Origin of the sequence: Streptomyces radicis (genome assembly GCF_003626575.1) — a bacterium.
GTDB classification, from domain to species: Bacteria; Actinomycetota; Actinomycetes; order Streptomycetales; family Streptomycetaceae; genus Streptomyces; species Streptomyces radicis.
Window position 1 is genome coordinate 89,480 of sequence record NZ_RBDY01000004.1, and the last position, 13,803, is coordinate 103,282.

Consider the following 13,803-nt stretch of genomic DNA (forward strand, 5'->3'; position numbering starts at 1 on the left):
CCCTGACCGGCAAGTGCGGGTTCGTCTGACCGGTGCTGACCGTTTGCCAACTGTTCGTCGGGGCAACGTCGCCGGGCGATAGCTTTTCGGCCATGGACCGAGGGGGTCGACAGGGTCGACGGGCGAACGGAGGCGGGTGCGGGTGCGGATGCGGATGGCGTCGAGGCGGCTGGTGACCTTCGCCGCGCTGGCGTTGCTCGTCCTCCCCGCGGCGGACGCGGCGCCCGGGCGGGCGCCGACGGACAAGGACGACACGTTCCTCACGGCGGAGATGGGCGGGGTGTTCGACCTGGAGGCCGGGGAGTGCTTCACGGATCCGGCCCACTCCGCCGTGCTCGGCCAGGTCACGGTGCTGTACACGCCGTGCGAGGACGGCGCCGACAACCAGGTCTACGGCTTTGTGACCGCCCCGGACGGCACGTTCGACCGCGCCCGCCTCGCGGCGTTCGCCTGGGAGACGTGCGAACGCGGCTTCACGACGTACTGGCCGGGCGAGGCGGCGCGGGACCTCGACTTCTACCCCGTGCTGCCGACGGCGGCCACGTGGGCCTTCGGCGACCAGGACGTGATGTGCGTGGCCTACCGCCCGACGGGCGAATTCACGGAGTCCCTCCTGCCGTTGCGCTGAGCCCGTGGGGTGTGTGGGTGGGGCGGCTACGACGCCTGGCCTACGTGGCCCGCCGCATCCCGGGTGCGCCGTTTCGCACGAATGCGCGTAAGAGGCACCTACGGGAGGGAGGGTGGTGGGTGGCGGTCGTCCCGGTCACCGGTCTGTACGTCGGCGGGTTGCGACCGTTCGCCGAACGGGCGCAGCCGCGACCGTAGTTGGCGGCCGCCCGGCCGGTGGTCGGTTGCGGTGGCGCGCACCCTTCGGGCCTGCCCTGGCCGCCCGAAGCGTTTTCATTCCTCGCGCCCGTTGAGCTTACGTAGCGCGCCGGTGCTTATCCGCCGCTTATGCCGGGGCGGGTGCCCTTTCGAAACGGCGCACACTTTGTGTTGAACAGCACCCGACCCCGCGTAAGCGGGACATAAAGCCCGGCGGGCCCGCTGAACGAAGCGCGTCCCCGCCCCGGACCGGCCCGCTACCTCAGCTCAACGTGCGCGCGGTGAACGACGAGAGCGGCGGCCAGGGCAGGCCCGAAGGGTGCGCGCTACCCCAGCCACCCACGCAGAGATCGACCACCCTCAAACCGGTATCCGCCTGCGCCCGTTTGGCGAACGGTCCCGGCCAACGACGAGACCGACCGTTTACCGGGACGGCCGGTCACCCGACGCCCCCCTCCCGTAGGTGCCAGCTGTGACCCGCACCCAAAACGAAAGCAGCACTCGGCAGGCGGCGAACGGGAGGACGTCCAGCCCGTAGCCGTCCCCGACGGCGCCCGACCGGGCGCGGGCGCACCGGGGTGAACGGCGCGCCCGCGCCCGGCGTCACGGCCGCTCAGGCCGCCGTGGTCAGCGCGGCGTCGAGTTGGTGGCCGAGCCTGTCGTCGCGCCAGGGGGCCATCGCCTCGCGCAGCCGGTCGAGCTCGGCGCGGTGGCGGCCGGACGCGGTGTCGTGCGCGATCCGCGCGGACTCGGCGGCCAGCTCGACGGCGCGTTCGGGCTCGCCCGTGCTCGCGTGAGCACTGGCCTGCCGCGCGAGGTAGACGCCCGTGTCGCGGCGCGCGGTGGGGGGCATGGTCGCGGTGATGTGGTCCCAGAGCGCCAGCGCCTCGCGGTGGTGGCCCATGCGGCCGTAGCACGTGGCCCGTTGCACGGCGGTGTAGTGCGCGTTGCGGCGGGCGGCGGTGCCCCAGGGGATGGCCGGGTCCACGCGCTCGGTCGCGCGCGACGCCTGGTCGAGCAGCCGGTCGACGGCGCGGCGGTCGCCCAACAGGGCGGCGCCGTGGGCCTGTTGATACATGAGGTTGGCCCTGATGCGGTCGGAGAGCCGCCGTTGGTCGGTCAGGGCGCGTTCGCACAACGCCACCACGGCGCGGCCGTCGCCCAGGTCGGCGCGGAGGTGGGCCATGTTGGAGATGGTGTAGGCGATCAGGTCGGGGTCGCCCGAGATGAGGGCGTCGGTCTGGGCTATGCCGTGCCAGTAGGCGGCGTCTGCCCACAGGGCCGCGTCCTGGTGGAGCCACCCGGCCAGCACGGCATAGGTGGCGCCGACGTGGACAAGGCCGTCGCGGGTGTCGCCGTTCGCCCGCCGGGCGAGGCTGCTGATGAGCCGGTACTGCTCGGTGACCGTGGGGATCAGTTCGCGCGGGCCGAGCATCATGTCGGCCGCGTAGTGTCCGTCGAGCTGCCGGTAGAAGTAGTCGACCAGCGCGGGGTCGAGGTGGCGGGGGGTGAGGTCGTCGGGAGCGAGCGAGGAGAGTGCGGCGGCCGATCCGGTCGCCAGGAACATGCGACGATCCACAGGAGGCTCCGGGATGTGCTGCTGTCGAGCGGGGTGCCCGGGAGGCGGGGTGAACCCGAGGTGTTCGGGCGCACGGCCGAACGCGGCGCGCAGCGCGGTGGCGTAGTCGCCGCGTGGCCAGCCGGGCCGGGTGGACTCCCAACGTCGGTAGGTGCGCGGCGAAACGGTGAAGTGATCGTCACGCAGAGCGACTTGTCCCGCCCTGCTGACCCCTTCGGCCGCCGCTTCCTGCGAGTACCAGCCACGCTCGATGCGCGCCACCCGCAGCTCGGTGTTCCCCTCGCCGGTGCTGGTCATCCTTCTGTCCCCCGATTGGTCGTTCTCCCACGGTAGACGTGATGTGCCCACCCCGGACCCGGTATGCGGAACCCGTGATGTGCGCGTGCCCCAATGGCCGCTGAATGGCCGGTTGTTGGACCCCGCGCAACCTGTCGCCCGGCCGTATTCGGCGGTTGACTGAGCGTCATCACTGTCCACCTGCCGGCCTGACCGCCCGACGAGACACGGATTCAGCATGGAACTGCGGGACTTACACGGGATACGCGGTGCCTGAGCCGATCAACTGGCCCCCGGGCACCCCGGACCACATCAAGAAGCCCGTCGCGGGACCGCGGTACTGCGATCGGTGCAGGACGCGCTACTGGGCCGACGAGATCCACACCTGTCCCGAACCCGAGCCCGAGCCCGAGCCAGCCGCGCACGGCGGTGATCCCCGGTGAACGGCCGCGGCACCGCCGTCGCCGCGCGGCGCGTCACGTGGGACGAGCTGCCGGGTCCCGTGCGGCGTGAGGTCGAGGCGGTGCTCGGGCCCGTCGCCGCCGCCAGGCCCTTGCCCGCCGGGTCCTCGCCCCTGACCGCGGTGCTCGAGACCCCGGCCGGGACCGTGTGCGTGGAGGGCGCGCCGCTCGACGACGGCGCACGCGCCGCCGCGTTCGAGGCGCGCGCCCACGCCGCCGCCCGCACCACGGGCATCGCCCCCAGGATGCGGGGGCGTTGGGCCGTCGGCGGCTGGCACGTCCTGGCGCACGACCACGCGCCTGGGCGCACCGCCGACCTCTCCCCCGGCTCGCCCGATCTCCCGCTGGTGGCCGCCCTGTTGGACCAGGCGTCCCTGCGGACGGGGCCCGACGCGCTGCCGCTCCTGGCCGACCGCCTGGGCGCGGGGCCCGGCGGGGCCCGCTGGCTCGCGGGCGAGTGGCTGCTGCACACCGCGCTCGCCCCTGGCGCGCTGCTGGTCGACGGCCGCCGGGCCTGGCTCCCCGACTGGTCGAACGCCGCGCGCGGGCCCGCGTGGTGCGATGTCGCCGACGCGGTGCTGTGCCTCATCGACGCCGGTCACACCCCGGCCGCCGCCCTGGACTGGGCGGCCCACCTGCCGGTGTGGTCCCACATCCGCCCCGACACGTTGACCGCCTGGACCCACGCCCGCCGCACGGCGGGCCACCACGAGCCGCCGCCCGGCGCCCTCGACGAGCTCCTGAGCCACCTCTGAGCCCGTTGAGACCTTGAGGCTGGCGGGGCTGGCAGGGCCCCAGCGGGAGAGCGCTCCCCGGCCATGGGCCCGTTCGCGTCCGGCCGCATGCCCAGTTGTGTTTACTTCCCGGCGATACCGGCGTAACCTGGCGCCACATCAACAGATCCGGGCAGTGAAACGGGCGTAAAACCACATGTACGCAGCAGAGCGCCAGCAGGAGATCCTGCGCCTGGCTCGCGAGGGCGGGCGCGTCGACGTGCCGTCGTTGGCCGAGGCGTTCCAGGTGACCGCCGAGACCGTGCGGCGGGACCTGAAGGTCCTCGACCGGGCCGGTCTCGTCCGCCGCGTGCACGGCGGCGCCATCCCCGCGGGCCGCCTCGACTTCGAGCCCGACCTCACCGAGCGGGACGCCGTCGCCGCCGACGAGAAGGACCGGATCGTTCGGGCCGCGCTCTCCGAGCTGCCCGCCACCGGCAGCGTGATCGTCGACGCGGGGACGACCACCGCGCGGCTGGCGGCCGCCCTGCCCGTCGACTGCGAACTGACCGTTGTCACCCACGCGTTGCCCATAGCGGCCCGGCTCGCCGACCACCCGGGGATCGCCCTGCACCTGGTCGGCGGCCGCGTGCGGCACCGCACCCGCGCCGCCGTCGACGCCTGGGCGCTGCGCGCCTACGCCGAGCTGAACGTCGACCTGCTGCTGCTCGCCACCAACGGCTTCTCCCTCGACGGCGGCCTGACCACGCCCGACCTGGCCGAGGCCGCGGTCAAGCGCGCGCTGGTGTCGGCCGCGCGCCGCACCGTTCTGCTGGCCGACTCCGCCAAGCACGGCCGCCAGCACTTCGCCCGCTTCGGCGACCTGTCCGATGTCGACCTGCTGATCACCGACAGGGGCCTGTCCCCCGAGGACGCCGCCGCGATCGAGCGGCAGGGCATCGAGGTGGTGCGCGCATGATCCTCACCGTCACCCCCAACCCCAGCCTCGACCGCACCTACGAGGTGCCCGAGCTGCGCCGCGGCGCCCTGCTCCGCGCCGACACCGACCGGGTCGAGCCCGGCGGCAAGGGCGTCAACGTCTCGCGCGCCGTCGCCGCCGCGGGCGGGCGCACGGCCGCCGTGGTGCCGCTCGGCGGGGCGGAGGGCGCGCTGCTCGCCCGGCTGCTCGACGAGCGGGGCATCGAGGTGGCGGGTGTTCCGCTCACCGGCTCCACCCGGGTCAACGTCACCCTGGTCGAGCCCGACGGCACCCTCACCAAGGTCAACGCCCCGGGGCCCGAGCTGTCCACGGCCGAGGCCGCCGCCCTGCTCGACGCCGTGCGGGCGCGCGCCGCTGACGCCGACTGGGTCGCCTGCTGCGGCAGCCTCCCGCGCGGCCCAGGCCCCGGCTGGTACGCCGAGCTCGTCGAGGCCGCGCACCGGGCCGGGACCCGGGTCGCGCTCGACACCTCGGGCGAGGCCCTGGCCGCGGCGCTCGCCGCGCGGCCCGAGCTGGTCAAGCCCAACGCCGACGAGCTGGCCGAGGCGGTCGGCCACCCGCTGGCCACGGTCGGCGACGCGGTCAAGGCCGCGGAGGAGCTGCGGGTCCGCGGCGCGGGGACCGTGCTGGCCAGCCTGGGCGCGGACGGCCAGCTCCTGGTGTCCGAGGGCGGCGCGCACTGGGGCAGTGCGCCCGTGGCCACGGTGCGCAGCGATGTCGGGGCGGGGGACGCCTCGTTGGCGGGGTTCCTGGCCGCAGGTGGGCACGGGCCCGCCGCGCTCGCCGCGGCGCTCGCGCACGGCGCCGCGGCCGTGGGCCTGCCCGGCAGCGCGATGCCGGGGCTCGCCGACCTCGACCCCGCCTCGGTGGTCACCACCGCCGACGTCCCCGTCGACCGCCCGCTGGGCGCCACCCGCGCCGGACGGCTGCCATGACCCCCCGTTTCCCCTCCCCCATGTCCCCCGTGAACCCCACGTCAACCGTGAAGCCCATATCCCCGCCCGCCGGGCGGATCGCGAGCGAAGGAGCCGCGTGATGACCGAGCTGATCACCGCGGAGCTGGTCGACCTGACCCTCTCCGCCGGTACGAAGGACGCCGCTGTCCGCGCCCTCGCCGCACGCATGGCCGCGGCGGGCCGGGTGAGCGACCTCGACGCGTTCCTCGTGGACGTGGCGGATCGCGAGGCGCAGATGCCCACGGGGCTCGAGGGCGGCATCGGCATCCCCCACTGCCGCAGCGCGCACGTGTCCGAGCCCACGCTGGCGTTCGGGCGCAGCGCCGAGGGCGTCGACTTCGGCGCGGCCGACGGACCGGCCGACCTCATCTTCCTGATCGCGGCCCCCGCGGGCGGCGACAAGGACCACCTGGGCATCCTGTCGACGCTGGCCCGCCGCCTGATGGACCCCGCGTTCACCGAGGCCCTGCGCGCCGCACGCGACCCCGAGGCCGCCGCCGCGCTGATCCGCGGCGATGAGCCGCCCGCCGAGACCGAGCCCGAGACAGAGACCGAAGTGGCTTCCGCGGACGCCCCGTTCCGCGTCGTGGCCGTCACCTCGTGCCCCACCGGCATCGCGCACACCTACCTCGCGGCCGAGTCCCTGGAGCGGGCGGGCCGGGACGCCGGGGTCGAGGTGGTCGTGGAGACGCAGGGCTCGGCCGGGTTCAACCGCCTCGACCCCGCCCTGATAGCCGCGGCCGACGGCGTGATCTTCGCCCACGACGTCGAGGTGCGCGAACGCGCCCGGTTCGCGGGCAAGCCCACCGTCGACGTCGGCGTGAAGGCGGGCATCAACCGGCCCGCCGAGCTGATCGCCGAGGTCAGGGCCCTGGCCGAGCGCGGCGGGACGAACCCCTCCGCCACCGGGGCAGCCACCGGGACCGACCCCGACGAGGGCGGCGGCGCGGCGCACGGGGAGGGCTTCGGCACCCGGCTGCGCCGCTACCTGATGAGCGGCGTCAGCTACATGGTCCCGTTCGTCGCGGCGGGCGGCCTGCTCATCGCCCTGTCGTTCGCGATCGGCGGCCACGAGATCGCCGGCGCGCCCTCCGTCGCCGACCACTTCGTGTGGACCGAGGGCGACAGCTGGGCGGCCCTGCTCAACCAGATCGGCGGCGCCGCGTTCGGCTTCCTCGTGCCGGTGCTCGCGGGCTACATCGCGTTCGGCATGGCCGACCGCCCGGGTCTCGTGCCCGGCTTCGTCGGCGGCGCGATCGCCGTCACGATCGAGGCGGGCTTCCTGGGCGGCCTTGTCGCGGGCCTGCTCTCGGGCGCGGTGGTGATGGCCATCCAACGGGCCAGGATCCCGGCCGCGTTGCGCGGGATCATGCCCGTGCTCGTCATCCCGCTGATCGGCTCGGCCGCCGTCGGCTTCCTGATGTTCGTCGTGGTCGGCGAGCCGCTTGCCGCGCTGCAACGGGCGCTCACCGACTGGCTCGACGGCCTCTCGGGGTCCAACGCGGTCGTGCTCGGCATCGTGCTCGGCGCGATGATGTGCTTCGACCTGGGCGGCCCGCTCAACAAAGTGGCCTACGCCTTCGCCGTCGGCGGCCTCGCCGAGGCCGGGGAGGGCAACCTCAAGGTGATGGCCGCCGTGATGGCCGCGGGCATGGTGCCGCCGCTGGCCATGGCGCTGGCCACGGTGGTGCGCGGCGGGCTGTTCACGCGGACCGAGCGGGAGAACGGCAAGGCCGCGTGGGTGCTTGGCGCCTCGTTCATCACCGAGGGCGCCATCCCGTTCGCGGCGGCCGACCCCCTGCGGGTCATCCCGTCCGCGATGGCGGGCGGCGCGCTGACCGGCGCGCTGTCGATGGGCTTCGACGCGACGCTGCGCGCCCCGCACGGCGGGATCTTCGTGGTGCCGCTGATCGGCGCGCCGTTCCTCTACCTGCTGGCCATCGCGGCGGGCACGGTGCTCAGCACGGCGCTGGTCATCCTGCTCAAGTCGCACCGCGCCGTTCCCGACGCGCCGGGCGCCACGCGTCAGGCCCCGGAGGAACGCGCCCCCGCCGACGCCCCCGCCACCGCGGCCCCGGCCCACTGAGCCCCCGACCACCACCCACCCGCACCCAGGAGTTGAGTCCCATGCCCGAGCGCACCGTCGTCATAGGCTCGCGCGGCGGCCTGCACGCGCGCCCCGCGTCGCTGCTGGTCAGGGCGGCCACCCGGCAGCCAGTCCCGGTCACCATCGCCCGCCGGGGGCAGGCCCCGGTCGACGCCCGCAGCCTCCTCTCGGTGCTCGCCCTGGGCGCGGGCCACGGCGAGTCCGTGGTCCTCGCGGCCGAGGGCGAGGGAGCCGAAGCGGCGCTCGCCGAGCTGGCCGCGCTCGTCGCCGACGACCTGGAAGGGCCCGCGGGCGACGCCGTCGAGGCGGGTGAGTGACGGTGCCCACCGTGCTGCGCGGCATCGGCATCGGCGGCGGCGCGGGTCATGGGCCGGTCGCGCGCATGGCGCGGCCGCCCGTTCCGCCGCCGCCGCGTACCGTTCCGCCGGTCGAGAGGTCGACCGAGGCCGCGGCGGCCCGCACGGCGCTCGCCGAGGTAGCCGCCGCGCTCGACCGGCGCGCCGCCGCCGCGACGGGGCCCGCGGCCGACGTGCTGTCCGCCCAGGCGCTCATGGTCACCGACCCGGCGCTCGCCGAGCGCGCCGAGGCGCTCGCGCTCGAAGGGGCCGACGGGCCGCGCGCGCTCACGGGCGCGTTCGGGGAGTTCCGCGCGGCGCTCGACGCGGCGGGCGGGCTGTTCGCCGAACGCGTCGCCGACCTCGACGACCTGCGCGACCGCGCCGTCGCCGCGCTGCTCGGGCTGCCCATGCCGGGGCTGCCCGACCCCGGCCACCCCCATGTCCTGGTCGCCGACGACCTGGCCCCCGCCGACACCGCGCTCCTCGACCCCGCCCAGGTCATCGCGCTGGTCACCGAGCGCGGCGGGCCCACGAGCCACACCGCCATCCTGGCCCGCGGCCTCGGCGTCCCCGCCGTCGTCGGCTGCGCGGGCGCCGACGGGCTGGCCGAGGGGCGAACGGTCCTGGTGGACGCCGCCGCCGGCACCGTCGAGGCCGACCCCGCGCCCGGCGCGGTCGACGCCGCGGCCGCGCGGGAACGCCGCCGCCGCCGCGCCGCCGAGCTGACGGGCCCTGGCCGCACCGCGGAAGGGCACGCCGTCAAGCTGCTGGTCAACCTGGGCGCGCCGCAGGAGTGGGAGGCCGCGGCGGCGGCCGAGAGCGAGGGCGTGGGCCTGTTCCGCACGGAGTTCCTGTTCCTCGACCGGGCGGACGCGCCGTCCGTGGCCGAGCAGACGGACGTCTACGCCCGGGTGTTCGCCGCCTTCACCGGGCGCCGCGCCGTCGTGCGGACCCTGGACGCGGGCGCGGACAAGCCGCTGCCGTTCGCCACCGCGGCCGACGAGCAGAATCCCGCGCTCGGCGTCCGCGGCCTGCGCACCGCGACCCGCGACCCCGGGCTCCTCGACGACCAGCTCCGCGCCCTCGCCGCGGCGGCGCGGGACAGCGCGGCCGATGTGTGGGTGATGGCGCCCATGGTGTCGCTGCCCGCCGAGGCCGCCGCGTTCGCCGAACGCGTCCGCGCCCACGGCCTGTCCACCGCGGGCGCCATGGTCGAGGTCCCCGCGGCCGCGCTGCGCGCCGACGCGCTGGCCGGGGCGTGCGACTTCCTCAGCATCGGCACCAACGACCTCTCGCAGTACGCGTTCGCCGCCGACCGCACCCTGGCGAGCCTGGCCGACCTGCTCGACCCCTGGCAGCCCGCGCTCCTCGACCTGGTGCACATGACCGCGACGGCGGGCGCCCGCCATGGCCGCCCGGTCGGCGTGTGCGGCGAGGCGGCGGCCGATCCGGCCCTGGCCCTGGTGCTGGTCGGCCTCGGCGTGACGAGCCTGTCCGCGGCCCCGGGCGCGCTCCCCGACATCAGGGCCGCCCTCGCGGCACACACCCTCGCCGAGTGCCGCGAGCTGGCCGACATCGCCCGCACATCCCCCGACGCGGCGACGGCGCGGGCCCGGGTCGGGGAGCGGGCGCGGTTCTAGAGGTGCGTGGCTTCGGGGTGGGGCGGCTACGGGCTGGATGTCCTCCCGTTCGCCGCCTGCCGACCTCGTCTTTCGTGGTGGGTGCGGGTAAAAGCTGGCACCTACGGGAGGGGGGGCGCCGGGTGACCGGCCGTCCCGGTAAACGGTAGCTCTCGCTGCTGGCCGGGACCGTTCGCCGAACGGGCGCAGCCGCGAAAGGTAGTTGACGGCCGTTTTCCCGGTGGTCGCTTAAGGTAGCGCGCACCCTTCGGGCCTGCCCTGGCCGCCCGAAGCGTTTTCAAGCCTGGCGCCCGTTGAGCTGAGGTAGCGGGCCGGTGCTTATCCGCGGCTTATGCCGGGGCGGGTGCTCTTTTCACACGGGGCACGTTCTGTTCAACACAATGTGTGCCCTGTTTCAGAAGAGACCCTGTCCTCGCGTAAGCGGGACATAAAGCCCAGCGGGCCCGCTGAACGAAGCGCACCCCCGCCCCGGACCGGCCCGCTACCTGAGCTCAACGTGCGCGCGGTGAACGACGAGAGCGGCGGCCAGGGCAGGCCCGAAGGGTGCGCGCCACCGCAACCGACCACCGGCAAAACGGCCGCCCACAAGGGACGCGGCCGCGCCCGTTCGGCGAACGGCCGCGGCCCACAACGAAAAAGCCCGGTGACCGAGACGGCCGCACACCCGACACCCCTCCCCCCGTAGGTGCCAGCTCTGACCCGCACCCACCACGAAAGCGCCACCCCGGCCGACGGCGAACGGGAGGACGTCCAGCCCGTAGCCGCCCGTCAACGCCCGCGTAGCGGGCCCGCAGGGCAACGCGCTCAGCGCTCGCCCTCCGCGAACAGCCGGGCCGCCAGGACGTTCAGGCCGTGCTGGAGGCGGCGGAAGTAGGTGGCGCGGCTCAGGTGGAGCTGGGTGGCGAGCTGCTGGTGGGTGCGGGGCGGGCCGAGGTGATAGCGGCGCAGGATCCAGCCCGCCTCGGCCTCGCCGGGGTCGGCGCTGTCGCACAGCTCCTGGACGGCGTCGCGCAGCCAGCGGCTCAGGGCGGCCGTGGTCGGGGTGCGGGGGGCGGACAGCAGGGGGCTCTTGGCGAGTTCGCGGTGGTCGCCCAGGTGGGCGAGGGCGTGGGCCACTTCGGCGCCGATCGTGCGGCTCTCGGCGCCGGTGCCCGCGGCGTCGGCCGAGCCGAGGCGTTCGAGCCACGCGGGCAGCGCCTCGCCGCGGAAGTCCTGGCTGAACACCATGGGCCGCCGCCCGCAGCGGTAGACGTCGTCGACGGTGGCGCCGTGGTCCTCGAACCGCAGCTCGTCCAGGAGGCTCTGGTACTGCGGCGTCGGGGTGGAGACCAGCAGGCGGGTGGGCCGGGACATGGTCTGGCGCAGGATGTAGCGCAGCAGCCTGGCGTGCAGGGCGGCGTCGGGGCAGAACGCGACGCCGAGGAAGAGGCCGCCGGGGCCTCCCGGCTCGGCCGAGGGCGCGAGCAGCCGGTCCGCGTGCTGCTGGAACAGCGGCTCGATGTCCGTGACGGTGCGGGCGTTGACGTCGAAGAGACCGGCGAATCCGGCGAGTTGGCCGTTGGTGTCGCGCACGAGGCGGAAGCCGCCGATGTCCGCGCGCACCCAGCGGTCGGCGAGGGCGTCGGTGCGGCGCGGGTCGAGGCCGCCGTGCTGGGCCCAGCGGCGCATCATGCGGCCGATGTCGTCCGCGTCGGCGGGCGATGCGGCGTCGACGGTGGCCGAGGGGCGGGCCGCGGGGAAGAGGGTCTCGCGCAGCCCGGTGACGCCGGTCAGGAAGAGGCTCTCCTCCATGAGCGCGGCGCGCTGGGCGACGTCGGTGGTGGCGGAGATCAGCTTCTTGCGGTAGCCGAACGCGCGGGTGCGGGTGGCGCGGTGGGTGGTGGGGCGGCGCCACTGGTGGGCGAGCTCGACGATGTGGCGGAACGGCTCGGTGACGGCGAGGCCCAACGGCGTGCGGGTGACGACGCTGAGGGCGGAGAGCGCGTCGAACCGTTCGCCGCGGGCCCGCAGCAGCGTCTCGTCGCCCGCGCCCACGGTGGCGAGCAGGGGCAGGTCGCGCCGCAGGCGCCGGTCGGGGAGCTCGCGCGCGAGCCGCCCGACGATCTCGCCCGCCATGCGGTCGGCGACGGCGCCCGGCGCGTCGGGGGCGGCTCCGGCGTGCAGGGCGCGGCAGGCGGCCGCGGCGAGCAGGGGGTTGCCCGCGGCGAGGCGGACGACGAGCCGCCTCGCGCCGGGGTCGGTGAGCTGGGCGGCGGCGGCGAGGGCGTCGATGTGCCCGTCGGGCCAGGGCCGCACGGTGAGGGTGGGGATGGCGGAGAGGGTCCACTCCGGGTGTCTGAGCAACGGGCGCCTGCTGACGAGCAGGACGGGTCGGCGGACCCTGGCCCCCGTGCGCACGGGGGCGACGGCGGCCACGGCGGCGGGCGCGTCCACGCCGTCGAGCACGAGCGGGTCGCGGGTGTCGTCGGCGAGCGCGGCCCGCACCGCGTCGCCCGCCCCCGACGGCGCGAGGTCCGGCGACGCGAGAGGCGCGAGGTCCGGCGGCGCGAGGTCGAGGACCGTCGCGGCACCGATCCGCCCGGCCAGCCAGGACTTGCCAGAGCCGAGCGGGCCCGTCAGGTTGACCACGGGGTGCGCGGCCAGCGCGGCGCGCACGCCCTCGGGCGTGGCCGGGTACGGCGAGGACGGCGGTGGTGTCTCCCCCATGTGCTGCTTGCCCCCTCGGGACGGCTGGTGAACGGAGGGTGCGGTGCGATGCGGTGCGGTGCGGTGCGGGCCCACCCTAACGACCCGCCCCGACGACCGCGCGCACGATGTGAGACGGATGTGAGACCCGACGGGCCCGCGCGCTCAGTACGTTGGGAGGGTTCCGGCCTGACCTGACGCCAGGAGACCGGGGAGGACCCGTGGACACGCACACCATGTCGGTGCTCGGCCTGTCCGGTACCGAGGAGGACATCTACCGTCACTTCCTGCGCAACCCGAGGACGTCGCCCGCCGACATCCATGTGCTGCTGCGCTCGGACCGTGAGGCCGTGTCGGAGGCGCTGCGGCGGCTGCGGTCGCTGCGGCTGCTGCACGGGGACGAGGCGAGCACCTGGGCGGCCGAGCCCGATGTGGCGGTGCCGCGGCTGGCGGAGGAGCGCCTCGAGGACCTGCATCGGCAGATGCGGCAGGTGACGAGGACGCGGCCGATCGTGCTTTCGCTGCAACGGGACAGGACCGCCGCCGACCCCGCGGGCCCCGCGCCCGGGATCGAACGCCTCGAGGATCTGCGGCAGGTGCGCAACCGGATCGACGACCTGGCGTTCTTCGCGCACGACGAGGTGCTGGCGGCCGAGCCGTACGACGCGCTGTCGAAGGAGAACATCGCGCACGCGCGGGCGCTCGACCTGCGCTGCCTGAGCCGGGGCGTGCGGATCCGGAACCTGGTGCGCCGTGCCACGCTCGACGACCCGGTGACGTTGAGCTATCTGCGGGAGTTGAACGCCCATGGCGCGCGGATCAAGGTGGCCGACGCGTTCTCCGAGCTGATCCTCGTCTACGACCGGCACACCGCGCTGGTGCCGATCGATCCGGGGAACACCGCGCGGGGCGCGCTGTGCGCGCGGGAGAGCGGTCTCGTGGGCAACATCGTGACGCTCTTCGAGCGACTGTGGGACGCGGCGCGGGACTTCGCCGAGCTGGTGGACGCCGGGGCCGAGCAGACGCCCGAGCTGTCGGGGACGCAGCGGGACGTCCTGTCGCGCATGTGCGCGGTGAGCAAGGACGAGACGGGCGCCCGGCAGGTGGGCGTCTCGCTGCGCACCTACCGGCGGCACATCGCGGACCTCATCCAGCTGCTCGGCGCGGAGAACCGCGCCCAGGCCGCGCTGCTGGCGCGCGAGCGCGGCTGGGTGTGAACCCCG

General features: G+C 75.2%; 11 protein-coding genes. 9 read left to right on the forward strand and 2 right to left on the reverse strand.

The window, feature by feature from the left end; all coding sequences use genetic code 11:
- Nucleotides 1-142: 142 nt before the first annotated feature.
- The gene (locus D7318_RS08025) at nucleotides 143-628 is read left to right on the forward strand and encodes a hypothetical protein (RefSeq protein ID WP_147437643.1); all 486 of its coding nucleotides are present in this window, start codon (nucleotides 143-145) and stop codon (nucleotides 626-628) included.
- A gap of 810 nt (nucleotides 629-1,438) precedes the next feature.
- Here D7318_RS08025 and D7318_RS08030 read toward each other — a convergent pair.
- Nucleotides 1,439-2,701: a Twin-arginine translocation pathway signal gene (locus tag D7318_RS08030; protein ID WP_120696189.1), complete on the reverse strand. Its 1,263-nt coding sequence runs from the start codon at nucleotides 2,699-2,701 to the stop codon at nucleotides 1,439-1,441.
- A gap of 248 nt (nucleotides 2,702-2,949) precedes the next feature.
- Here D7318_RS08030 and D7318_RS32720 point away from each other — a divergent pair, with 248 nt between their 5' ends.
- From D7318_RS32720 to D7318_RS08060, 7 genes are all read left to right on the forward strand, one after another.
- On the forward strand, nucleotides 2,950-3,123 hold the full coding sequence (locus D7318_RS32720; RefSeq protein WP_183091318.1) for a hypothetical protein: 174 nt from the start codon (nucleotides 2,950-2,952) through the stop codon (nucleotides 3,121-3,123).
- Entirely contained in the window at nucleotides 3,120-3,896 is a 777-nt protein-coding gene (locus tag D7318_RS08035) for an aminoglycoside phosphotransferase (protein WP_120696190.1), read from the forward strand. The genes D7318_RS32720 and D7318_RS08035 overlap by 4 nt, the downstream gene beginning before the upstream one ends.
- A 175-nt stretch (nucleotides 3,897-4,071) precedes the next feature.
- Entirely contained in the window at nucleotides 4,072-4,833 is a 762-nt protein-coding gene (locus D7318_RS08040; protein ID WP_120696191.1) for a DeoR/GlpR family DNA-binding transcription regulator, read from the forward strand.
- A complete protein-coding gene (gene pfkB / locus D7318_RS08045; protein ID WP_120696192.1) occupies nucleotides 4,830-5,789 on the forward strand; it encodes a 1-phosphofructokinase in 960 nt (319 codons plus the stop codon). Before D7318_RS08040 ends, pfkB begins: the two co-directional genes overlap by 4 nt.
- Before the next feature lie 100 nt (nucleotides 5,790-5,889).
- Nucleotides 5,890-7,896, forward strand: a complete 2,007-nt coding sequence (locus D7318_RS08050) for a PTS fructose transporter subunit IIABC (RefSeq protein WP_120696193.1) — start codon at nucleotides 5,890-5,892, stop codon at nucleotides 7,894-7,896.
- A gap of 41 nt (nucleotides 7,897-7,937) precedes the next feature.
- On the forward strand, nucleotides 7,938-8,234 hold the full coding sequence (locus tag D7318_RS08055) for an HPr family phosphocarrier protein (protein WP_120696194.1): 297 nt from the start codon (nucleotides 7,938-7,940) through the stop codon (nucleotides 8,232-8,234).
- Nucleotides 8,235-8,236: 2 nt separating this feature from the next.
- Nucleotides 8,237-9,895, forward strand: coding sequence for a putative PEP-binding protein (locus D7318_RS08060; RefSeq protein WP_120696412.1), 1,659 nt, complete (start codon nucleotides 8,237-8,239; stop codon nucleotides 9,893-9,895).
- Between the two features lie 804 nt (nucleotides 9,896-10,699).
- Here D7318_RS08060 and D7318_RS08065 read toward each other — a convergent pair.
- Nucleotides 10,700-12,601 (reverse strand): hypothetical protein, encoded by a 1,902-nt coding sequence (locus D7318_RS08065; RefSeq protein ID WP_230423508.1) that lies wholly within the window; start codon nucleotides 12,599-12,601, stop codon nucleotides 10,700-10,702.
- 215 nt (nucleotides 12,602-12,816) lie between these two features.
- On the opposite strand from D7318_RS08065, the gene D7318_RS08070 reads away from it, so the two are divergent.
- A complete protein-coding gene (locus D7318_RS08070; protein ID WP_120696414.1) occupies nucleotides 12,817-13,797 on the forward strand; it encodes a helix-turn-helix transcriptional regulator in 981 nt (326 codons plus the stop codon).
- Nucleotides 13,798-13,803 lie beyond the last annotated feature (6 nt).

What these genes read in the sequence shown, in the direction of transcription:
- D7318_RS08030 (WP_120696189.1), bottom strand. Translation starts at nt 2,701, where the DNA reads ATGACCAGCACCGGCGAGGGGAACACCGAGCTGCGGGTGGCGCGCATC.
- D7318_RS08040 (WP_120696191.1), top strand. Translation starts at nt 4,072, where the DNA reads ATGTACGCAGCAGAGCGCCAGCAGGAGATCCTGCGCCTGGCTCGCGAG.
- pfkB (WP_120696192.1), top strand. Translation starts at nt 4,830, where the DNA reads ATGATCCTCACCGTCACCCCCAACCCCAGCCTCGACCGCACCTACGAG.
- D7318_RS08050 (WP_120696193.1), top strand. Translation starts at nt 5,890, where the DNA reads ATGACCGAGCTGATCACCGCGGAGCTGGTCGACCTGACCCTCTCCGCC.
- D7318_RS08055 (WP_120696194.1), top strand. Translation starts at nt 7,938, where the DNA reads ATGCCCGAGCGCACCGTCGTCATAGGCTCGCGCGGCGGCCTGCACGCG.
- D7318_RS08065 (WP_230423508.1), bottom strand. Translation starts at nt 12,601, where the DNA reads ATGGGGGAGACACCACCGCCGTCCTCGCCGTACCCGGCCACGCCCGAG.
- D7318_RS08070 (WP_120696414.1), top strand. Translation starts at nt 12,817, where the DNA reads ATGTCGGTGCTCGGCCTGTCCGGTACCGAGGAGGACATCTACCGTCAC.